12 protein-coding genes and 2 pseudogenes are annotated in these 24258 nt (G+C 42.2%); 5 read left to right on the top strand and 9 right to left on the bottom strand.

All coding sequences use genetic code 11. From position 1 onward, the window contains the following. Together HWQ41_RS30940 and HWQ41_RS30935 are read right to left on the bottom strand one after the other, a co-directional pair. Positions 1–1003, bottom strand: a pseudogene (locus HWQ41_RS30940) (DUF2157 domain-containing protein); the annotation flags it as partial. A 508-nt stretch (positions 1004–1511) separates the two neighbouring features. After that, complete coding sequence (locus HWQ41_RS30935; protein ID WP_292771562.1) at positions 1512–3110, bottom strand: glycosyltransferase family 39 protein; 1599 nt, start codon at positions 3108–3110, stop codon at positions 1512–1514. Between the two features lie 215 nt (positions 3111–3325). Between HWQ41_RS30935 and HWQ41_RS30930 the strand changes: the two genes are divergently transcribed. The 3 genes from HWQ41_RS30930 to HWQ41_RS30920 all read left to right on the top strand — a co-directional run bounded on the left by HWQ41_RS30930 (position 3326) and on the right by HWQ41_RS30920 (position 6577). Then, entirely contained in the window at positions 3326–3475 is a 150-nt protein-coding gene (locus tag HWQ41_RS30930) for a hypothetical protein (RefSeq protein WP_292771559.1), read from the top strand. A gap of 290 nt (positions 3476–3765) precedes the next feature. After that, positions 3766–5877, top strand: coding sequence for a TIGR00300 family protein (locus HWQ41_RS30925; RefSeq protein WP_292771557.1), 2112 nt, complete (start codon positions 3766–3768; stop codon positions 5875–5877). A gap of 172 nt (positions 5878–6049) precedes the next feature. Further along, entirely contained in the window at positions 6050–6577 is a 528-nt protein-coding gene (locus HWQ41_RS30920) for a DUF2085 domain-containing protein (RefSeq protein ID WP_292771555.1), read from the top strand. 776 nt (positions 6578–7353) lie between these two features. On the opposite strand, the gene HWQ41_RS30915 is transcribed toward HWQ41_RS30920, so the two are convergent. From HWQ41_RS30915 to HWQ41_RS30885, 7 genes are all read right to left on the bottom strand, one after another. After that, on the bottom strand, positions 7354–8631 hold the full coding sequence (locus tag HWQ41_RS30915) for a glycosyltransferase (RefSeq protein ID WP_292771553.1): 1278 nt from the start codon (positions 8629–8631) through the stop codon (positions 7354–7356). Positions 8632–9530: 899 nt separating this feature from the next. After that, complete coding sequence (locus HWQ41_RS30910) at positions 9531–10790, bottom strand: glycosyltransferase family 2 protein (protein ID WP_292771551.1); 1260 nt, start codon at positions 10788–10790, stop codon at positions 9531–9533. A gap of 149 nt (positions 10791–10939) precedes the next feature. Next, positions 10940–11407: a DUF2141 domain-containing protein gene (locus HWQ41_RS30905; protein ID WP_292771548.1), complete on the bottom strand. Its 468-nt coding sequence runs from the start codon at positions 11405–11407 to the stop codon at positions 10940–10942. Positions 11408–11485: 78 nt separating this feature from the next. Next, positions 11486–12469 (bottom strand): glycosyltransferase family 2 protein, encoded by a 984-nt coding sequence (locus tag HWQ41_RS30900; protein ID WP_292771545.1) that lies wholly within the window; start codon positions 12467–12469, stop codon positions 11486–11488. 319 nt (positions 12470–12788) lie between these two features. After that, positions 12789–13793 (bottom strand): NAD(P)-dependent oxidoreductase, encoded by a 1005-nt coding sequence (locus tag HWQ41_RS30895; RefSeq protein WP_292771543.1) that lies wholly within the window; start codon positions 13791–13793, stop codon positions 12789–12791. Positions 13794–14002: 209 nt separating this feature from the next. Further along, positions 14003–15181, bottom strand: coding sequence for an ABC transporter permease DevC (gene devC, locus HWQ41_RS30890; RefSeq protein ID WP_292771540.1), 1179 nt, complete (start codon positions 15179–15181; stop codon positions 14003–14005). Positions 15182–15227: 46 nt separating this feature from the next. Then, complete coding sequence (locus tag HWQ41_RS30885) at positions 15228–16436, bottom strand: ABC exporter membrane fusion protein (RefSeq protein WP_292771538.1); 1209 nt, start codon at positions 16434–16436, stop codon at positions 15228–15230. Positions 16437–17930: 1494 nt separating this feature from the next. On the opposite strand from HWQ41_RS30885, the pseudogene HWQ41_RS30880 reads away from it, so the two are divergent. Then, positions 17931–18253 (top strand): annotated as a pseudogene (locus HWQ41_RS30880) (hypothetical protein). A gap of 349 nt (positions 18254–18602) precedes the next feature. After that, entirely contained in the window at positions 18603–24065 is a 5463-nt protein-coding gene (locus HWQ41_RS30875) for a type I polyketide synthase (protein ID WP_292771535.1), read from the top strand. Positions 24066–24258 lie beyond the last annotated feature (193 nt).

The following is a 24258-nucleotide window of genomic DNA, read 5'->3' as shown; positions in this document are numbered from 1 at the left end:
TACCAATAGCCAATCCCAACTGCGTGACATCTACCCCAACAACAAAAATCGCCCGCACTAACAGCACTATCAAAGCATAAATAATTACAGCAGCAGGCAAACCAATACTTAACCTCCGGCGTAGGCGTAGCCCGTCGTAGACATCGCGCCGATCTTCCTCGCTAATCGGATTAGGCTGTTGGTAAAGATTGTGATAAACGGTAATAATAGTTGTGCCGATCATTGCCACATAAACGGCAATCAAGGGAAATCTTGATAATTGCCAACCCCAATGCAGATAACTCAGCCCCAAAATATTTGCTAGAGGTAATTTACCGCTATGTAAATTGGGAAAAATAGTCCGATTTTTATAGAGTAAAACAGTAATAGCGGTGAGAGTCGGCCAGGCGATCGCAACTACAATCCAATCCACAGGATTTTGCCACAACCGAAAGCTATCCATTGCCCAAAAGTTCACAGGCACTAACAAAAGGGTGACAATCAGCAATGTTTGAGCCGTCAATCTGAGGTTATTTTGCCTAGTCGCCCAAAAGCTTAATCCCCAGAAAGTCAAAGTATAAGCAAATAAAACTCCATACTGTCCAGAAGGGGGAAACCTCTCCCACTGACTCGCAGCCAGTACCCCAGAGGACACCACTACCAGAAATACCCCTAGAAAAAGCAGCCAACGCACACTCAGTTCTGCCCCCAAGGACTGCAACATTGTGCTGATAAAGTTGGGTTTAGCTGGTTTTTGTTGCGGTTGTCTATGGCTACTAGATTGTAAAGCTGCTACGGGCAACTCCTGCACGGGATCAGAAGTTGCAAATACTACCTTTGTTTTAGCTTCAGCCTGGGGTTGCGACACCACCGCACACACCAGAAACTCTTGACATAGCTGCCTGACTTGGGTATCGGATATCAAACCTAAGCGCAGCCAAATATCTAGTCCTTCTAATAACTGAGGATGGGAGGATGGCAGTCTGATTTCAAATTTTAGCGGGCGCTCAAGGGGCGATGGCATAAGCGGCAGCAGTATAACTATATACTCAAATCATGAATTTAATCAAAGTATATTTTCGCTTTAATTGTGCCACTTATTAGGCTAGCTGATATTAATTTTTATCTCACTTACCTTACAGCAGTTCTCATTTAATTGAACCACATATGTTGTAGGGGCACAGCAATGCTCATTGGTGTCAACTTAACGTGAAAGCCAGTCTAGAAACAGCTTTTAGAGATTGTCTCGTTCCCAGTCTCTGACTGGGAATGCCTATGTGAGGGCTGCCGCCTCAAGACTTGCGGCAGAGCCGCTTTTGATTTGCATTTCCAGCCAGAGGCTGGAAACGAGGTTCTAAAAGGGTTTTAGCTTAAGTTGACACACATGAGCAATGCTGTGCCCCTACCGCGTGGTCTATTTACCTGAAAATGTAAGCTGGATTTAGATCCCCGACTTCTTGAAGAAGTCGGGGATCTGGGCAGCAACTTTTGCTTAAGCAAGTAACATCCCACCCGACAATTTGGATATTTTTTTAATTGGAAGTCGCTTCAGTCGATTTTGTTATTTTCCAGAGAAGGTCGTTTATCTGCTGTAACTTTGAGTTATAAATTTTCTCAATTCCAGCTTTTAAGAAGTCAGAGGGCTTGAACAAGAATATGTCAGTAAAGCCATTAGTAATCTCTGGTAAATGATTTTTTTCGACAATTTGAAATCGCACTTTTGGATCAACTAAGTGACCAAGTATTTGGATTGGTGGAATTATGCTATCATCACTAATTAAAAGCGGTTTCTTACCTTGATCAATAATGTTAGCAATTTTAGGATATTCTTGGTATTTTTCAGGGAATTGGTTCCACCAAATCTGTCCTTGAGAGTGGAGCATACAAGATATAACTCCGCCCATAATTAGCATGAACGCTACAAGTGACCAGAGCTTTTTTTGCCAAACTTTAGTATAAATAGACGTGATCTTAGTGGTCAATAGGTAAGCAACAGCTAACTGTATACCTAAAACTGAGGGAAGCGTATATCGACTAGTAGCGTATCGCTTTTGAAAGACGAAATCTACTAACAGCAGGGGAAGCCCTACAGATGCAATCAAGGTTAAGACAAATAACCAAACTTCTTTAGAGGTTCTTCGACAGAGAACATAAATTGAATAGATCATTAGAGCTAAAATAATTAAAATAAAAGGAATTAGGACAATCTTAAGTTTTCCGGGATCGCTAGGACTAATACCTAAATCAAGAAACGTCCGACTAAAGATACCAGCCCACCTTGCAGCTGACGCAAATAATGTTGGTTTAACATTCGCCCAAGTTACTGCTTCTAGTTGAGGGTTAGTAATAATAATCCAAATCCAAGGTACAAAAGTTATAAACCCCGCAAGCGATGATAGCAGGTAATAAATCGATGTTTTACTCAATCGGAAGCGTTCGATTGCAATTACATAAATTCCCTGTGCCAAAGCAACCAAGGTAAAAAATATATGAGTATAAAACCCTAGTGATAATGTTACTGCATAAATACACCAACTAACCTTTGTTTTAAGGCGCATGGCTCGCAGCAGTGCTATGCTCGATATTAAGATGGTTACTATCCATAAACTGTATGCTCGTACTTCTTGTGCATACACGACATGAACAGGTGAAACGGCTACCAACGCGATCGCTATCCACCCGATTAGTGAAGACTCAAATAATTCTTGACATAGCCAATAAAGACAAGGAAAGGTGAGCAGACTAATAAATGCCGAAAAACTTCTTGTCACTGCTACAGAATTGCCAAACCATTCTACCCAAAACCGGGTCATCAAGATGTATAGCGGCAAAATCTGTGAGTCTTCTAAGATAATCCCTTTAATTGTATCAATTGTGTTTTTTTCAGGATTGGGATACTGGTATTTATGCAAATCTTCTATACTAATCAAACGACCATTACTTAACTGCTCATTCATTTCTGACTGCATATAACCAGATATGCGTAATGATGAGAAAACTTCATCACCCCAATAAATTTTTTTGTCAAGATTGGCAAAGCGAAAAAATACACCTATTACTAATAAGATGATGATTAAAAAATGTAACCAAGATTTAGAAATAATCCAGTTCTGTGACAATTGCTTTTTCATGCAGCTTTTAATCTCCTCAAAGCCTTAATAAACTGTGGTAGAATTTTATGTTTCTCGCCAGAATCGTTTCTTAGCAGACATTTTGGTTCTAATGCTACTCCAGGGCTATTTCATTCTCATCTAGCCCATCTCAGAATGAATTCTGAGTCTAATAGCACTCATTCGTCTCAAGCCGACTGAGAAAAGGTGATAGTCCGTTAAAACGGACTTTAGTTATGAGCCGCAGAACTTCAGTTCTGGGCGGTTTATATCTAGAACGAAATAGCCCTGATGCTACTCTAAGACGTATTGCCAGACGCTACAACTATTTATTGAAAACTCTTGCCACAGTCCAAAAATTACAGATGCTATCCAACAACGATTGAACTTTGAAGTACTTTTAAGTATGGGATTTCCCCTCTGCTCATCTGCTAGAAGCAGCCTGAGTCAGTATGACTGTTTCAGTCATGGCCGACAGATCGATGCCATTTTCCCACCTTCTGTACTTATTCCCCTCACTTTGTCTCTTCCAGTAATAGAATTAATAACGAAGCCTTTGTAAAGCCTTCAACTATCAAAAGATAGAAGCTCTAGTAACAGATTTGACAAAATGTAGAAAAACGAAAATCTGTATCCAAAATAGGCTTGTAGCATATAAAACGCTTGTAAGATTTTTATGACTTCCCGTATTCGCTTTTTAATGTGTCCTCCTGACCACTACGACGTGGACTATGTGATTAATCCCTGGATGGAAGGGAATATTCACAAATCATCGCGCGATCGCGCCGTGGAACAGTGGCAGGAACTACACCAGATCCTTAAACAACACGCCATTGTAGACTTAGTACCACCTGAAAAAGGTTGGCCTGATTTGGTTTTTACCGCCAACGCTGGCTTAGTACTGGGGGATAACGTCGTCCTCAGTCGCTTTTTGCACAAAGAACGTCAGGGAGAGGAGCCTTTCTTCAAACAATGGTTTGAGGCAAATGGTTATACAGTCAATGAACTTCCCAAAGATTTGCCCTTTGAGGGAGCAGGGGACGCACTGCTCGATCGGGAAGGACGCTGGTTATGGGCGGGATACGGTTTCCGCTCGGAATTAGATTCTCACCCTTATCTAGCGAAATGGCTGGATATTGAGGTGCTTTCCCTGCGACTCATAGACGAACGTTTCTATCACCTGGATACCTGCTTTTGTCCCCTAGCAAATGGCTATTTGCTATACTATCCCGGCGCTTTTGATTCTTACTCCAACCGCTTAATCGAAATACGAGTTGCACCAGAAAAGCTGATCCCAATTGAAGAAGCCGATGCAGTCAATTTCGCTTGTAATGCGGTGAATGTGGACAGCATCCTGATCATGAACAAGGCGAGTGATGCTTTGAAAACCCGCCTTGCAGATGCAGGTTTCCAAGTGCTGGAAACGCCACTTACGGAATTTCTCAAAGCTGGTGGCGCGGCTAAATGCTTAACTCTGCGGGTGACAGAACCAGTTAGAGATGAAATTCATGCCAATGTCTCGGTAGAAAGCCGCGTCATTCGGATGGAAGGACACTTGCTAGATGCAGGTTTAATTAACCGCGCTTTGGATTTGATTATAGATGCCGGGGGAAGCTTCCAAGTCCTGAATTTCAACTTGGGAGAACAACGACAAAGTACCTCAGCCGCAGAGGTGAGGGTATCAGCACCATCCCATGAGGTGATGGAAGAAATCATCTCGCTGTTGATTGATTTGGGTGCTGTAGATTTACCCCATGATGAGCGAGACGCTATACTAGAGCCGGTAATTCAAGCGGGTGTAGCGCCTGATGATTTCTACGTCAGCACGATTTATCCCACCGAAGTCCGAATTAATGGTCAGTGGGTGAAGGTGGAAAATCAACGGATGGATGGCGCGATCGCCATTACTCAAACTGCCAATCGCTCAGTTGCTCGGTGTAAAATATTACGCGATTTAGAAGTTGGCGAACAGGTAATTGTAGACGTGCTAGGTATCCGCACCATCCGCAAAACTGAATCACGGGAACAACGCAGTACCCAAGAATTTAGCTTTATGTCGGCGGGTGTTTCCAGCGAACGGCGCGTGGAATTGGTCGTTGAGCAAGTGGCTTGGGAATTGCGGAAAATCCGCGATGCTGGTGGTAAAGTTGTGGTGACAGCGGGGCCGGTGGTGATTCACACTGGTGGCGGCGAACACCTGGCGCAACTCATTCGGGAAGGATATGTACAGGTGCTGCTGGGTGGTAATGCGATCGCAGTTCACGACATTGAGCAAAATATCATGGGCACTTCCTTGGGTGTAGACATGAAGCGGGGTGTCGCCGTCCGTGGTGGACACCGCCATCACCTCAAGGTAATTAATAGTATCCGTCGTTATGGCAGCATTCCCAAAGCTGTGGAGGCGGGGGCGATTAAAAGTGGCGTAATGTATGAGTGTGTCCACAATAATATACCTTTTGTGCTTGCGGGATCGATTCGGGATGACGGGCCTTTGCCTGATACCCAAATGGATTTGATTCAAGCACAAGAGGAATATGCTAAACACCTAGAAGGTACGGAGATGATTTTGATGCTGTCATCAATGCTGCACTCCATTGGAGTCGGTAATATGACTGCGGCGGGTGTGAAAATGGTGTGTGTGGATATTAATCCCGCTGTGGTAACTAAGTTAAGCGATCGCGGTTCTGTGGAATCGGTGGGTGTGGTGACCGATGTGGGTTTGTTCCTCAGTCTGTTGATTCAGCAGTTGGATAAGTTGACAAGTCCTTATGTTAATAAGGTAGGTTAACTCACATCTTGCATCTAGCCCTAGCGATTAGAAATCGCGGCTATACAAACTAAGATAAAATCAAAATTTTCAACCCGCGTAGGCGGGTTTTGCCTGTGTAGCAGTGACTTCTAGTCGCCTGGTACAAAATATAAGTTAAGAGAACAAACCGCAGAGGCGCAGAGAAAGAGAGATGACAAGAGTAGCTTTCAGTGAAGAGTTGCAGGTTAATTGGGTGAGTTTGATTGCTGATTTTATGTTGGCGGGGATGGTTTTTGGCCCGCCGATTGCTCCCTTTCTGGCTGCGTCTGGGGTGTCTTTGCTTGGGGGGATTGCGGACATCATTTATTTCATGGGTAATCATGTGTGTCCGCAACCATCTATGGGGTTAGATTTGGCATCTCCGTTTATTATGGCTGTGTGTATGCGCTGCTACGGCACTGTGACGGGTTTGCTGATTACTCGTTTGTTGTATGGGCTAACTGGTGGTAAGGGATTTTACTGGTTAAGTCAGTATGGCTGGAGTGGTGCGGCTTTAGCTAGTGTGCTGATGATGGCTTATCCTTTGGAATTGGCAGCACAAGTTTTCGGTTTGTGGAGTTTTAATAACTATGTAGTCACGCCTTTTGGATTGATTACGGGTTTGGCGTGGGGATTGTTTACTATGCCTATTTTACATGGGTGGCATGGTGCTAAAAGCAGCTTGACCGAATGGCACTAAGTTAAGATACAGCCCTTGCGCTGACTGGTTCCCAGCCTCTAGGCTGGGAACCCATTCTGGGGGGCTGCCGCCTCCAGTGGCTTAACGAGAGGCAGCAGCCCTCTTTTGAATACATTCCCACTCTTAAGACTGGCAACGAGGCGACACAAGCCTTTAGGCTTTTCTTAGTGCCATTCCAGCTTCACCCAATTATAGATTTTATCGCACAACTTGGAGAGTTGATTAATTTTTGCAAGTCGATGCAATCGCATTGTGAGTTGAAACAATGCCATTGTCAGTCGATGCAATCGCATTGTGAGTTGAAACAATGCCATTGTCAGTCGATACAATCACATTGTGAGTTGAAACAATCGCATTGTCAATCGATGCAATCGCATTGCAGCAGGTTGCGTTTAGATAGCACAGCGATGCAAATAGAAAAATGTCAGAGGAGAATAAAAGCATCCCAGCTTGCCTTAAAGTTAGCTGGCGTGGTGAAGAAGATAAAAGAGCGATCGCTAGTACTGTAAATACTAAGCTGAAAAACATCTAATTTGCATAACTGAATTAAACATAACTCTTGTGGGGTGGGCAACATGAGCGCCCTAATGGGAGCAAGTTAAATGTGGAACAGCTTAGAACACCAATTCAGTAAGGAAAGGAAGAACCTCTCCCCCAACCCCTCTCCGAAACGGAGAGGGGAGTTTAGCTCCCGCAACGCTAGTAGCAAAGGGGGTTGGGGGGTTAGGTTTTTGATTACTGAATCGATGCTCTAGCGATCGCTGTGTTTGTTATGGTTATGGTCTTATACTGCCTGTACTTACCTCTACCTTCTGTGATCCTTCAACGATCTGGTAAAGTTTGTCTTCTAATTTTTGCATACATGCTGACCAATCAAATTCGAGTATCGAGGGGCGAGCGTGCCGAGTCATATCTGCTTTCAAATCGGGATTTTCTAGAATTGCAATCACCTTTTGGGCGAAATCTGTGGGATTGTTTGGTTGGGCAAGGAAGCCGTTACGACCAGGAAATACCTGTTCTGAGGTTGAAGGTGCAACAACGGCAACTACAGGGGTTCCAGACGCTAACGCCTCGTTATTTGTAGTGCAGAAGTTTTCGGTGACGGAGGGGTTGACAAAAACATCCGCTCTGGCAAACCAACCTAAAAGTTCTGTACCGTGAGACTCACCCCAGATGGTAATACCGGATGCAAACTTTTGGGCACGCTGACGAATCTCTTCATCTAAAGGGCCACTACCAACAATCACCAAATGGACATCAGGGATTTTGGCAGCTATGACTGGAAATATATCAAGTAGTTGGTTAACATTCTTTTCGGGGGTGATGCGTCCGACAAACAAGAGAGTCGGTCGGTTGTCATTAGGAATGGGATCGTAACAGATGTTTCGCGGGTGAAATTTTTCGCAATCTATGCCTTGATAAGCGACGTATTCGGCGCGTTGGCATTTCAGTTCTTTGTATTTAGTGAGTTGTTCTTTAGAAGAAAAGTAATTGAAGTCATAAGACTCACTAAACTGCTTGACTAAAACGGGAATGATCGGACGAACCAAGTTAAAGAACTGATCTCCAAAGTAATATTTGATATACGCAACGATATCTGTATGGAAGAGTGATATTATTGGTGTGCCTGTTCGTTTTGCGTATTCAGTGCCGATCGGGCGACCATAACCTTGCAAGAAAAATGAGTATAAACCTCTCATTTGCGCCCCTTCTTCAACCACTATAATGTCGGGCTTGAACTCCTCCAGCAACTTGGTATCACTCCAATGTCGATAGTTCAACGGTTGAGGAAGAGACTTATAGAATAGCAGTGGTTCTGTAGGGAATGCGTAAGCAGAGAAATTGGGGAAAGACTGAATTTCATTTAAACCGGGCATGGGGCGATCGCCAACATTTTTGGGGTAGCGATCGTTGATTTGCGGATGGATTAGAAAAACCTCATGTCCCTGCTCTAGCAACCAACGAACCCGTTGGTGTACTGCGACGGAAACTCCAGTTAAGAAAGGAGCATACAATCCTGTAAACAGTGCAATACGAAGTTTTTGCTTAGTCATAAAAAAGGGAAATATTTCACAAAAATGCTGGTTTTGAATTTAGGATTTACGCAGCAAATGTTTCATGAACGTCCTGATTATTTGGCTCAAAAATTACCACTAATACAGTTAGACTGAGGATTGACGCATTGTCAAATAGCCGAAAATGTCGATTGTGAAGAGGATGTTTCTAACGCTTATCGTTTGTGTGCAATAGACTCTGACCTCACTTCCATTCCTCTCTTCTTGCAGGAGAGAGGCTTTGAGCCTTACTCCCCAACGCTGGTAGGGCAGCTAGTGCGTTGCTGGGGTTCCCCCGTTGTAGCAACTGGCGTAAGGAATTGGGGGTTAGGTTTGTATTAGACTCAACTGCAAACCGCTATATAAACCTGGATTAGAAACTATCAAAACATCCGAAATACTAACAGGACTTACGCAAACAATAGCCGAAAAGAGTGATTTTCTGGTAGGGGCAATTCATGAATTGCCCCTACAGCGTGTGGTTTTGCGTAAGTCCTAACTAAGTCAAAATTCCCCTTAATATATTTGTCTAAACCCTTGCCAGAAATGTAAATACATTTCGGTAATCAACAAGCAAAAGCGTGTATTTTGACAAGGGTTATAGCTAATATAGTTCTACTAAATATAAGATAATATAATTTGAAGACTAGGGAATGTTTAGTGTAATAACTTTCATGCCCTAGTTTATATCTCAATACGGTTGAGTTAAGGCTTAACTCTTTGTCAAAGTCAATTTTGTGAACGTAGACGCGGAGCGGCTTGCCGCAGGCTACCGCCATCTCTACGAGAGGCTGACGCAAATGCGAGTGCGTCTCGCAGAGAAGAACGCAAAGCAAGAGAAGGAAGAGAAGGAAGAAATGCTTAACTAAATTGTATTGATTTATATCTAGCAATTCAGTTCAAAGAGAAACCTTGCTATCAATAGGTTGATCCAACCATTGATAAGGGCGATATTCGACTAGCCGGACATTCCAGGGGCCTTGAACCCGATAAGAAACACCGCGCCAAGTGACTGTTGAAATCCACAATGACGATAGCATCGCTAACCCATAAACCCACTGTGTCAAGGGAATCCCAATTAACATTTTGATAATTGTAAGAGCTGATAATTTTGCGATCGCCTGGTCATTAGAGCGAACCACTCGCTGTATTTCTAATTCCAACACGAGCATTATCAAGAGTAATCCGACAGTATAGACTCCATAGCAACCTAACAAGAGAGTCGCAGCTTGCCATTTTGCCTCTAACAACCACTCTAGAACTAACATGATGACTGTAGTAGGAAACAAAATGCTAGAAACAGCTTCACTAACTAGAGCTAACCAGCGTGGGTGATATAGTCGAGAATAAAGGATGAGGCGCTTGAGATAGTCTATTAAGTTGAATAAATCAGTCTCTTCACGATTGACTATTAACAGCGAAGGCACAAACTTTACCTGCAACCCATGTTTTTTGAGGATGTCGTGCATCATAAAATCTTCGCCTAAAGCTTGTCCCCACTTGTCTAGCAGTTCTGTTTGGCGAAGCACTTCTGTTTTCACAGCCAAAGTCCCACCCCAAGGAATCTGGAAGATAAACATTTGCACTACTGTCGATACATTGCCGATGTACCGTACTAAAGATCCCCAATACCTACCTGTAGGTACGTACCAACGATTACCTGTTGTTGCCCCTATTTTGGCATCCCCTAGAGGACTGACTAATTCTCGCAGCCAATTCACATGGACTATAGTATCAGCATCTACTAAAGCAACCACCTTGTAAGAATCGTCCAACTCACGAACAGCTTGGACTAAGGAACTGCATTTGAGACTACAATTGTTGCGTACTATTCTCAAAGGGCTGATTTGAACGTTGGTTGCTTCTTGCTCTGTGATGGTTTCACTGGCAATTTTCCAAGCGGGATCTTCGTGACTATCAACGATCAACTTTAAATCATACTGTGGATAGTTCTGATTTAGAAGCGATCGCAAACATCTAGGCAAAAACGGATCAGCTCCGCGTAGGCAAAGAATCACTGCTGTTTTGGGCAACTGGTCATCTGGTAATAAGTTTTTTTGGGATGAGCGCAGATACCATATAAAGACAAGCGTTAAACACACCTGAGTAACCAACCAACCCATCAAAGACTTAGAGAGAAATATCGCCAAATCTTCCATTAAATTTTTAATCTCCGGTAGAATTTCGGCTTGTTTATATGTAGGTCTGATCTAAACCGTAATTCTGAAGAATTGGACATTGGGGATTAGGGAACAGGTGATAGGGAATAGTCTGTAGCCTGTAGCCTATTCCCTATTCCCTATTCCCTTTACGAATCCAGCGAATATTTCATAATAATGTTGACTGTGGTATTTTTGTTTACAACAAAACTGGCATCACGAAACTTTGGTGTACCTGTTTGTATAGACACAGTTGGATTTTTGGAAATCCCAAAACCTTCTTTGGGAATACCGAAAAAGTCTTTATTGAGTTTGCGATCGCCATTCTGATCGTCAACCACGGCGACAGCATAAGTTCCAGGCTTCAAACCGAAAAATTCTTTTGTTACAGAACTTCCAGTAATCTTAACGCAGCCACTTTGATCTTCGCTATTACTACTCATTGGAAATCCTCGTTCACTTGGGTAAACTCGGAAGCAAATCTCACCTTTTTGGTGGTGTATTCCATTTACCACAACAGTAAGTTTTGCAGTCGGCTCGGCATTCACTGTTTTAGCAAAGCTGATGCTCACTAAAGTAGCAAGCAAAACACGAGATAGTTGAGATAGTTTCAGCATAATTTTTTAGTCAGAATAGGTGATTAGGGGGCTGACAAAAAGCTGCGATCGCTAGCTTTTATTTATGAAGTGATTCCTTCAAAGTGTGACTTGCTGTTCTTGAATTGATGCTGGTTGCCAACTTTTCCAAAGTTTTTGCATTACTCTTAGCAAATCTTTCAGCAAAAGATATTCTGTCCCTTTTAACTGCTGATGTAGACTTCTATGACAACACAGCCGCTCAGACAAACTCAGGGGACTACGCCAGATGGAGAGTATATACTCCCAAATTATTCTCCAATGTGGTAATAAAATTTGTCCTTTCTTTGCTGAATCAAACCACACTGCATATGCATAAAAATCAGGTAGCATACTCAATAATGATTTTTGATTTTTGTCAGCAAACAACAAGTAATTTGGAAAGAACATACTCATTGATTGTTGCGGATGACTTCTGGCAAAAAATAAGTATTCAGGGATTTCATAAAACCTACCAAGAATACCAAGTCTTAACAAGAGAATTCCATCTGCATTACCGTAACCACCCATAGGCGGTATCATTCTCAGGGCACTGGCGCGAATTACCCCGTAACATTGATAACATAAATGCTTGGTCAGCAATTCGTGAAAACGCTCGTGTGGTTTTAGTGCATCTGCCTTGAGTTTGATATCGTAGTTTTGGAGAAAATTCCCCTGTTCATCAATGAAATATGTCTGAGAGTGGCACAAGATTACGGTAGGATCTTGGTCAAGTACCTCAACACACTTCCTGATAAAATCTGGAGCATGTAGATCATCATAGGCTGCCCACTTAAAGTACTCACCCGAAGACAATTTAAAGACGCGATTGAAGTTACGAGCGCAACCGATATTTGTGTCATTGCGGTAGTAACAGATACGTTGATCTTGCTCAACGTATGCTCTACAAATTTCTTCAGTTTTATCTGTAGATGCATTATCTAAAATAATTAGCTCAAAATCTTCAAAGGTCTGAGCCAAGATTGAATCTATGGCTTCTTTGATAAATTTTTCACCATTGTATACAGGTAATCCGATGCTCAATCGTGGCTGATTGCTACTCATAGAAAACAAGTATTCGGTAAATCTGGGAATTATTTTTTGCTTATAGCTAATTGTTAGGTAAATGCAACGTCAGAAGTCAGAATTTAGTAGGTTGGGTTGAGGAACGAAACCCAACATTATCAAGGTTTTATTTATTGGGTTTCGCTATCGCTCAACCCAACCTACTATAGCGCTTCTCATTTGTATACAATACACTTTGACCTCTCTCCAAACCTCTCTCCTTTTAGGAGAGAGGTTTGGAGGCTTACTCCCCAACGCTAGTAGGAAAGGGGCTGTTCTTGTTAGGTCTGTATTTCATGCAATTGAGAACAGCTATATTCTATTTGATCAAATTTTGGATATCTGTTTTTTGCAGCCATTCATGTGTTCGCTGCATTCCTGATTCTAGGTCAATTGTTGGTTTATAATTTAACAGACTTTCTGCTTTGACAATAGAACAAGCATAGGGACGAGTCATAAAATCTATAGACTCTGGTAAGATATCAACTTTTTGGCGAAAAAGTTTTTGTCCTTGAACACGTAGCTTTAGAAACAACTTAATTTCATCTTTCGATAATGAAAGGGGTGCTTGTAAACCTTCCATTGCTGCTAAACGCATAAAATACTCTTTCCACGAAGTTTCTTGTCCGTCGGTGATATTAAATATTTCACCGTAAGTTTCTTTTTCTATCGCGAGAAAGATGCCATCAATCAGGTTATCTATATATACATGATTGATTACTCCTTTACCATCGTTGGCACAGGCAAATAATTTTTGACGCATCATCAGAATTGGCCTGACTATCCAGGGAATACTTCCTGGGCCGTAAACATCTCCGGCTCGAATAACGATGATGCCAAAATCTGGAGGATTATTCAGTTCTAAGATTGCTGTTTCCGCTTCTATTTTCGTTTGACAGTAGGGATTATTGTCGCCAGAGAGTGGCCCGGATTCTGTAACATTGTTAGGATAGTTGAAACCGTAAACCATCACACTGGATAGATGCACAAATGTTTTGACACCAGCCTGTTTAGCGGCTTTAGCTATGTTGACAGTACCACCAACATTGACATCACGAAAATGGTTAATTGCGCCAGCTTCTTGGGCAATTTGATCTGTATGTAAAACGATGTCTACTCCCTGACAAGCCTTTTGGGCAATAGTAGCATCGGTGATACTACCAATAATTACCTCAACACCTAAATTCTGTAATTGTTTGTTTTGTTCTGTAGAACTTTGCAGTCCACGAACCTTGATTCCTTGTGCTATGGCTAACTCGGCTGTACGCAAACCGACAAGTTCATCAATCCCGGTAATTAGGAGGGTTTTGTTTTTGAGGTTCATAAAGTCGGGATTATTGTTAAATAGGTGAATTTGATTTGTTAGATAAAAGACTTTAAAGTTATACCAAATTGGTATTTTGGTAAATACTTTTAATCTAAAATCTAAAATTGGTATAAGGAGCAATTTTTCTGTGGAGAGGCTGCACCAATGCTTAGTTATGAGTCTATATCAGGGCAAAATAATTTGATTATTTTGCTGCTAGGAATTAACTAGAAAATATCTCCCGGATCTGCGGAGCGAAGTTTGTTGATAGCAAGCGCCCCTGATGTTATACACATTAAGACTGTTGAAGTTAAGACAATAAGTGCATTATTAGTGGTCATAACTATTGGTAATTTAGTTGCTTCTGCTGCAAAACTATATAACAGCACAGAAGTAATAAACCCTGGAATATAACCTAAAATTGCCAAAATTAAAGCTTGCTGAAATACCACATTTAATAAATATCTATTGGCATAACCTATAGCTTTTAAAGTGGCATAAGCAACGAACTGTGTAGCAATATTGCTGTAAAGAATTTGATAAACAATAACTACACCAACAACGGCAGCCATTGTCAACATCAAGTTAAGTATAAAACCAATGGGTGTTCTGACCGCCCAATATTTTTTCTCAAAATCAATGAAGCCTTGACGTGTAAAAACTTGGACATCATTAGGCAAACTTGCTTGTAAATTTTTTAGTACTGTTTCTGCATTAGCACCAGGTTTGAGGGAAATCAAACCGATATCGATCATATCTGCCGGACGAGTATTGGGATTTATCCTCAAGAAAGTTGAGTCACTAACAAGTAAATTGCCGTCTACCCCAAAGGAAGGCCCCAAGCTGAATAAACCACCAATTCTGACTCTATAACCAATTAATGAATTGAAGGGAAATATTTCAATTGTTTGTGCAGTCTCCCCCGCATTAAATTTTTCAGCTATTGGGCCAAACTCTGGGCGAGAACCCCGATCAAAAAGCACGACATCGGGAATTTTCAGTTTATCTAAATTTTTCTCAACTTCTGGGATGTTCATCACAGGTCTACCAGGATCGAAACCAATAACATATATTGAATATTTCTCACCAGTTGCCGGATTTTTCAGTTTGGCAAATTGCAAATACATGGGGCTAACTGACTCTACGCCATCAAACCCCAGAGATTGATACAAACGAGTCCGCGAAAAGCTTTGATTTGAGGTCAAAGATTTATATTGGGAACTAACCAAAAATAAATCTCCTTTGAGATTCTGATGCACTGCGGTTGCACTAGAATAAAGAGCATCTTGAAAACCAAGTTGCACAAACATTAGTAGCACAATAAAACCAATCCCGGCTACAGCTACTAGTAAACGAACTTTTTGCTGGGCTAGCTGTAGCCATGCTAAAGGAATTTTGAAAATCATGGATTTATTTGTTAGTTGTTATTTGTCATTTGTCAATGACCAATGACTAAATATGAATGGCAACATCTACCTGTAAGTTAGTTAAACGAGCCACCCGCTTACTATCTGTGGGATTATCAATAGAGATTTTTACCTCAACTATTTTGCGGTCTGTATCTGATCCTGGGTTGAGGCTGAAGATGTTTTGCTTGTCAACTTGCCAACCAATCTCTTTCACAGTTCCCTGTAATTTTCCAGTAAATGCAGTGCTGGTAATGGTGGCTTTTTGTCCTAGACGCACTTTTTGAACATCGGTTTGATACACCTCTGCAATCACATACATTTGAGATGTTTTACCTATTTCAGCAAATCCTTTGTTAGTGCTAATAACTTCTCCGGTTTTGGCGTGAATTTTCAAAATTTTGCCATCTATGGGAGCTTTGATGTAACTTAAATCCAAGTCGGCTTTTGCTTGTTGAACAGAAGTTGTGGCACTGTTGACTTCGGTTTGTGCTACTTGAACATCTACACTACGCACTTCACTAATACTCGTGAGTGTAGCTTGTGCTTGCTTGCGTTGTTCTTGGAATGTGTCTTGAGTCCGCTTGAGGGTGGCTTGGGCTTCTGTTAGCTGCTGTTGTGTAGTCTTTAGTTGCAAAGCTTTGGTATCTGCTATGGAAGCCGCGATCGCACCTTGTTTGTATAATTGCTGATAGCGATCGTTCTCGGCTTGAGCATTGTCTACCTCAGCCTGGATGCGGCCTATTGTCGCCTGTTGTGTGGCAACGTCTCCTTTATATTGTGGCTCTAAACGCGCGATCGCAGCCTTTTGAGCATCGACATCTCCGGTTTTAGCTCCAGATTTCACCTGCGCTAATTTAGCTTTGGCAACTTGCAGCTGGTCTAAAGCCTGTTGCAATGCTGTTCTAGAACGACCATAATTTTCTAGATACGCCAATAATTGCCCTGCTTTAACCGCATCTCCTTCTTTCACCAACAGTCTTTCTACTCGCACCCCATTATTGGAAGTGGGAGCAGTCAAAGTAGTAACTTCGCCTTCTGGCTCCAAACGTCCCAAGGCAGTCACAGCAACTTTCGCAGGTGTGGCAGCTTTTGGAGGAAACGCTGGCGGTGTCACAACTTTAGGTTTAGACGAAAACGGTGCCAAACTGTAGAAAGCGATTAATCCAGCCGCTAAAGTCAGAGAAGCTGCTAAAATTACTTGCGATCGGCCTACGGGTTTTGTGAACAATCGGCTTTCTTTATTTGCTGCCATATTTTCATTCCAATTCTGCTTTTTTAGGGGATAGCCTGGTTATATTTAGTGGATTAGAATAGACTCATCCGCAAATTACCAAGAGGGCTTTTCCTCTAGGTTTTCTACCTTAATCAAGTGGATGGGTCTAAATTGCTTTTATATGAATTGTTGTACGCTTTTGCCGCCCAAACTCGCTCTTGTGGCGTGAAAATTAATGGTGGTGTTACTTCAAAGCTTCCTAAGTTATATCCTAATTTGATATCTATTCCAGTAGCGTAAAATACAATAGCGCTAACCAGAAAACTTAACTCTCAATCACAACGAAGCGCTAATAAAAATGAACTCAAAACTTGGATAAACTTGTCCTTAAGTATGGCGTAAAAATTGAATTTTGTCAACATATTGACTTTGTATAAGTCCTGATTCTCTCACTAAAATATTTCATCACAGTCAGATTATAGACTGAATAAAGTTACTCGTAACTAATCTTTAGTCTGCCAATTGAATCTTAATAGATGATTAGTTACCAAGCCGATTTGATATTACTAACAGATTATTTTTACCAAGGTTGTGTACTATAAGACATTCGGATTTATATTATGTTTATCAAGCAACATACTAAAAATTAACATTTGCTTTATAAATAACTGCTTTGCTTTTTAACTTAACTTATATTGAAAAATGACCAAAAACTTTGACTCAATTATGATGTTTCTCTGAGGAAAAATACTTATGGTTATTCAATTTATCTATGTATTCATTGAATTGTTACTTACTAGAGCATTGATTCAGTAATCAAAAACCTAACCCCCCAGCCCCCTTGCCTACTAGCGTTGGGGGAGCCAAACTCCCCTCTGGGCTTGCCTAACGGCAGGCTGATGCCAAGGTCGAGGGGTTGGGGGAGAGGTTCTTGGAGGATTACTGAATTGGTGTTCTAGACAACAGATTTACATTGTTAATTTACAGCAGTTTTCATTTAATTGAACCATATATGTTGTAGGGGCACAGCAATGTTCCCTACCGCGTGGTCTATTCAAACCTCGTTTCCAGCCAGAGGCTAGAAATGCTACTCATTGCGGCTCTGCCCCAAGTCAAGAGGCGGAGCCTCCCATAGGCATTCCCAGTTGGAGACTGGGAACGAGGTAAATCTCTCACACATTTATATAGTTATAAATTACACTTTTGTGCTGAATTTTATTCAAAATTCACATCAGTAATGGTAGAGGGCTATTTATAAAATAACTTTAAAGGAATGATTTAGTTTCTGTAAAGTATGTTAGTGTTTTTATTAATTCAATGCTTTAAAGTGGTTAGACAAACTAGTTATTTAATTGAGATTTTGAAATTAAAAATAACTAAAGATAACTGCTTTGCTATCAGCTTGTGATCGTTTAATTACTTTTTCAACTTGCATAAATTCGGATGAAAGGCGGTGTCTTTTCTGTAACGAACTTGTCAACTTTACTGGGTCAAGTAGCATAAAATATATTATCCTGGACGTTGAAACTGGCTATGACATTGCTCAAGATACAGAACGTTGTCATTAACATCAGCTACGTTGGTGTGGTTAAGCTAGAAAATCAAACGGTTTCGGGTGAAAAAAGCGTTTCTGTTCCCTTAGCTACTCCTCAGTTTTCATCGCCCCATCAGATACCATTGCTCAAAATCTCTACGATTACAAATGGATTGAATTCACTGGTCAAGCAGCTATTACACTCCAAGACTATTTTACCAGTTTTAACAACGTCATCGACCGTGCCAATTTTAGATTTTGGATTTTGGATTTTGGATTTGTTTGGTTCGTCCTCGATTTATTGTGGGTGGAACAAATCTAAAAGACGCTCCTAACGACGCTCGATTACTCGCTAACGCTACGAAGAAAGCAAATCTAAAATTGCAAATCTAAAATCCAAAATTGGTTGACCTATTGCCACAATATCAAGAGTCTAGCGTTGTATAACATTTTTGTGCGATGTCTACGACGGGCTACGCCTACGCTGTGTGCCAAAATCGCCTATATATCTAAGGCTTTATGAGGGCAGTATGTGTCGTGTGGTGTCGATTTAGAAAAAAGCATTTAGCGGAGATAGGATAGCTAACTGCTTACAAAACGAGAGTTTTCCATTATTTAGTAGGCAACAGAAATTACTGTAGCTACAGAATCCACAGTACTCACTATGCCCTATGTCTGCTTATTCAATTGATACTGCCTTAGCGGAGTTAGAGAGCCTTGTCAATAATTGTGAACAGGCTGTGATTAAGTCTATCGAGGGAAAAAAAATGAAGTCAGATAAATCAGTGTCAATCAACAAAATTAACAGACAATTACAACACAATCCGATCGCCATTGTTGGGATGGCTTCTCTATTACCAAAAGCCAGAAATTTGCGGGAATACTGGCAAAATATAGTAAACAAAATTGACTGTATTACTGATGTTCCCTCCACTCACTGGAGCGTCGAGGATTATTACGATCCGAATCCGAGAACTACTGAAGATAAAACCTACTGTAAACGAGGCGGTTTTCTTCCAGAGGTTGATTTTAACCCGATGGAATTCGGCATACCACCCAGCATTTTAGAAGTCACAGATGTATCGCAACTATTAAGTTTAGTGGTTGCGAAAGAGGCAATGGAAGATGCAGGTTATGGCGAAAAGCGTGAGTTTAGCCGCGAAACTGTTGGGGTAATCTTAGGCGTGGCGATGGCCAAGCAATTAGGAATGCCACTTTCTGCGAGGTTAGAATATCCGATTTGGGAAAAAGTACTTAAAAGCAGTGGTTTATCCGATGAAGATACCCAAAAAATCGTTGATAAAATCAAAAGTGCTTATGTGAAATGGGATGAGAACGCTTTCCCTGGAATGTTAGCTAACGTAGTCGCGGGTAGAATTGCCAATCGCCTAAATTTTGGCGGAATGAATTGCGTAGTTGATGCCGCTTGCGCTAGTTCCTTTGGTGCTTTAAAAATGGCAATTAGTGAGCTAGTTGAGCATCGTTCTGATATGATGCTGACTGGTGGTGTTGATACCGATAACACCATTATGGCTTACATATCATTTAGCAAAACACCGGCGGTTTCTCCTAGCGAAAATGTCAAACCTTTCGATGCTAAATCTGATGGGATGATGCTGGGTGAAGGTATCGGCATGATTGTACTCAAACGCCTGGAAGATGCTGAACGCGACAACGATAAAATCTATGCCGTAATTAAAGGTATTGGTACCTCCAGCGATGGGCGTTATAAGAGCATTTATGCTCCTCGTAAAGAAGGCCAAATTAAAGCCTTAGAACGTGCTTATGAAGATGCCGGTTTCTCTCCCGCTACTGTTGGTTTGATGGAAGCACATGGCACTGGTACAATGGCTGGAGATCCGACGGAATTCGGATCTTTAAAAGACTTCTTTGGCGAACATGATCACAAAAAACAGCACATCGCTTTGGGTAGTGTAAAATCACAAATTGGACACACAAAAGCGGCTGCGGGTGCGGCGAGTTTGATTAAAACTGCTTTGGCTTTACATCACAAAGTATTACCGCCGACAATTAACATCACTGAGCCGAACCCCAAACTAAATATTAAAAATTCGGCCTTTTATTTGAATACCGAAACTAGACCTTGGATTCGTGCTGAAGGGGAAGCACCGAGACGCGCCGGGGTGAGTTCTTTCGGTTTTGGCGGCACCAATTATCACGTAGTTTTGGAAGAATATGAAGCTGACCAAAACGCCGCTTACCGCTTACATAGTGGTGCTAGTGAAGTGCTGTTATTTGCTCCCACAGTAGACCAATTGTTGAGCAAATCGGAAGAGATTTTAGGTAAGTTGCGTTCACGAAGTGACTCCGGAGGAGTATCGCCTGAAGCCAACACACATTATGCAGAATTAGTCAAGGAGTGCAAATCGCCACAGATTCCCCTCTCTGCTGCCAGATTTGGGTTTGTCGCTGAGAATCTCGAAGAAGCTTGCAAGTTGCTGCAAACTAGCATTGACTGGCTGAAACACAAAGGAACAGCAGCATCTTGGGAGCATCCCCAAGGGATTTATTACCGCGCCTCTGGTATGGAGTTGGGTGGAAAAGTTGTCTCTCTATTTTCTGGTCAAGGTTCGCAATACTTGGAGATGGGCCGGGAACTGGTAATGAATTTTCCTTTGATGCGGCGTCTTCATGGCTATATGGATAGCTTGTTAATCAAAGATAATTTGCAGCCGCTTTCAGAGATTGTTTTCCCTCATCCTGTGTTTGAGGAAGCAGAAAAAAATGTCCAAATTGCTGCTTTACAACGCACAGAATACGCTCAACCAGCCATCGGGGTGTTGAGTGCAGGGATGTACAGCATACTGCAACAAGCTGGGTTCAAGTCAGATTTTGTTGCCGGTCATAGCTTTGGGGAACTGACAGCTTTATGGGCTGCGGGGGTTTTGAGTACTGAAGACTACTTGTTTCTGGTGAAAGCTAGGGGTCAAGCAATGGCTGCACCCGAAGACCCGGATCATGATGCGGGTAGTATGTTGGCTGTCAAAGAAGATATCAGCAAAGTTGAAGCTGTGCTGAGACATTTTCCGCAAGTTGCGATCGCTAATCAAAATTCTCCAACTCAATTTGTCTTGGCTGGCCCCACCGCAGAAATAGCGAGAGTCAGAGAGGCTTTACACGAGAAAGGATATACAGCTGTATTGTTGCCTGTATCAGCAGCATTCCATACACCGCTAATCGCCTTTGCTCAAAAATCCTTTGCGATCGCTACTAAGTCAGTCAAGTTCCAAAGTCCCAAAATCCCTGTTTACAGCAACGTTACGAGTAAGCAGTATCCCAACGAACCTCAAGGTATTCAAAAAATCCTGGAAACGCACCTTTCCAACTCAGTGCTGTTTAAACAGGAAATTGAAAATATCTATGCAGCCGGTGGTACTTGCTTTGTGGAATTTGGGCCGAGGAGAATTCTCACCAATTTGGTAAAAGATATCCTTGGCGATCGCCCTCATATTACCGTATCTTTGAACCCCAGCACTCAAAAGAATAGCGATCGCTCTTTGCGAGAAGCGGTTGTGCAGTTGCGGGTAATTGGTTTGGCTTTGAATAACCTCGATCCTTATCAACTTCCCCAAACTATACCGCCAATTGAGACGAAGAAGACATTAAATGTACGTTTAAACGGCATCAATTATAGATCCGAAAAAACGAAAAATGCTTTCGCTCTAGCTTTGCAGGATGGGCATAAAGTTACATTACCTACCCCTGAATCTTCTGATGCGGCTCCTTTATTTACCAGCCCAGGTGTAACTCCAACTCTTGCAGTTAGAGAGACTAACGGACATAAAAAAACACCTGCGATCGCTAACGTTGTGACTGCTAATATCATCACCCAAACAGAGCAACAGATGAATCCTGTTACCCTGTCACAGCCAGCCCAGGAATCTAAGATGCAACCAACACCAGAAAAACTTACAAATTACCAACAACTTTTAGAAAGTTTAGAATATCTCCTGACACAGTTTCAGGAAAATCAAGCCGAGAATTTACAAGTTCACGGTACTTATCTCAATCATCAAATGGAATACGCCAAAGCATTTTTCCAACTGATGCAACAGCAGAATTCTTTGTTGAGTGAAAGTAAATCAACAGAAGAAACTGCCAAAATGAAGCTAGTTGTGATGGAAAGCTTAGAGCGTAGCATGATGCAGTTTCATTCCCAACAAGGTGAAACCCTACGCATCCATGAGCAATATCTCCAAGAGCAGTTGGAATATACCAAAAACTTTTTCCAACTCATACAGCAAGAATATTCTCAAATCATCTCTGGTGAGGGAGCAACTCAACTAACAGAGAAACTAAATGAGGTACGCCATCATTTCACCACAGAAACAACTGTTACTGATGCAGCCGTACCCGTTACTACAAAGATAGTAGAAAGCCAACCTTTGCCTGTAACTGAGCCAGTTGCTAAAAATGGCTTAAATGTTACTCAAGCACCTCTCCAGGTGTTAGAGCCTGTAGTTGAAACTTCTGTATCTCCCACTTCTAAGAAGGATGAAAATTCTCCTTCTTTACTCCCTAATCTCTTCTCCCCAATCCCTACTTTTGAGACAGTAGAGCCTGTAGTCGCGCCACCTGTCCCAGTAGTAGAATCCCAAGCCGAGGTTGTAGTCAAAATTAGCTCACCTCCAGTCAACGAAGTTGTTGCATTCACCCCAGAAGCAGCACCCACAACTGCTGCACCTGTATCTGGCGCAACCATCGATATTGTTGACTTAGATAAAAACCTCTTAGCCATCACCAGCGACAAGACGGGCTACCCAGTCGAGATGCTGGAAATGGATATGGACATGGAGGCGGATTTAGGAATTGACTCGATCAAACGGGTAGAAATCTTAGGGGCGCTACAGGAAATGTACCCCAGCCTACCCAAACCCAATTTAGAAGAACTCGCAGAAAAACGCACCATCGGTCAAGTTGTCGAGTATCTGCAATCCCAGGTTTCTAAAAGTGTTTCGGTAGAAATTGCAATTCACGAAGTACAACAACCAACCGAGATTTCAATAGAGACTGCACCCGTAGTTGAGGTAGTTACTTCACCCGAACTCAACGTAGTTGTCGCATTCAACCCAGAACCAGAACCCGCAACAAGTGACGAATTTGCAGATTTAGGTGAAACCCTATTAGCAATCACCAGCGATAAGACCGGCTATCCAGTCGAGATGCTGGAACTGGAAATGGACATGGAAGCCGATTTAGGGATTGACTCGATCAAACGGGTAGAAATACTAGGGGCGATGCAAGAAATGTACCCCAACTTACCCAAGCCAAACATCGAAGAACTCGGAGAACTCCGCACCATCGGTCAAATAGTCGATTACCTACAGCAGTTGGCTGGAGGTGAAAAAAAAAAGTCTGAGCCTGAGTTTGTCCAACAACCACCGGAATTAGAGCATAATATCCAGCGCCATCCCGTCAAACTCAGAAGCTTACCACAGCCCGATTATTTGGATTTCACGTTACCAGAGGGACACATCGGTTTAATTACCGATGATGGTTCCCTCACCACTTATAAATTAACTGAATCCCTAATCGAAAAAGGCTGGAAAGTAGTAGTTATCAGCTTCCCCCAATCGCTGATCGCCCAACAAGCGCCCTTACCCACAGGAGTAACCCGCGTCACCTTAGCAAACTTGAGTGAAGAACATCTTCAACAACAATTGCAAGCGATCGCATCTCACTGCGGAACGATTGGGGCTTTCATCCATCTACATCCAATCTTTGTAGCAAATAACACCGGAAGTATTTCCTATAACGAATCAGAAAAGGCGATCGTCAAGCACGTATTTTTGATGGCGAAACACCTCAAACCTTCTCTAAACGAAGCCGCACGTCATGGACGTAGTTGTTTTTGCACAGTCGCTCATCTCGATGGCGCTTTTGGGTTAGAGTACAAAGTCAACTTCGGTGCGATCGGTGCTGGTTTGTTCGGGTTAACCAAAACTCTGAGATGGGAATGGCCAAAGGTTTTCACTCGTGCGATCGATCTAAGTCCCAGACTTGATGCTAAACAGTCAGTACAAAATATAATTGCCGAGCTTCACGACCCCAACCTTTATATTAGTGAAGTTGGCTACGGCTCACAAGGACGAGTCACTTTAATTGCTGATTAAAAGGTTGATTAACTCCGTGTGAAACTTTCTCTCAAACCTAACCCCCAACCCCTTCCCTTGTAGGGAAGGGGAGTAAGAATCAAAGCCTCGGTGCGGTGTACACACAAGTCGAATTACCCCCCTTAATCCCCCCTTTACAAGGGGGGAAACAAGAAATCCAGTTCCCTCCCCTTTACAAGGGGAGGGTTAGGGT

This window comes from Nostoc sp. NOS(2021) (genome assembly GCF_017115025.1).
Taxonomy (GTDB): domain Bacteria; phylum Cyanobacteriota; class Cyanobacteriia; order Cyanobacteriales; family Nostocaceae; genus Nostoc.
The sequence above is the reverse complement of the archived record's forward strand: the minus strand, read 5'-3'. Positions and strand labels throughout refer to the sequence as shown.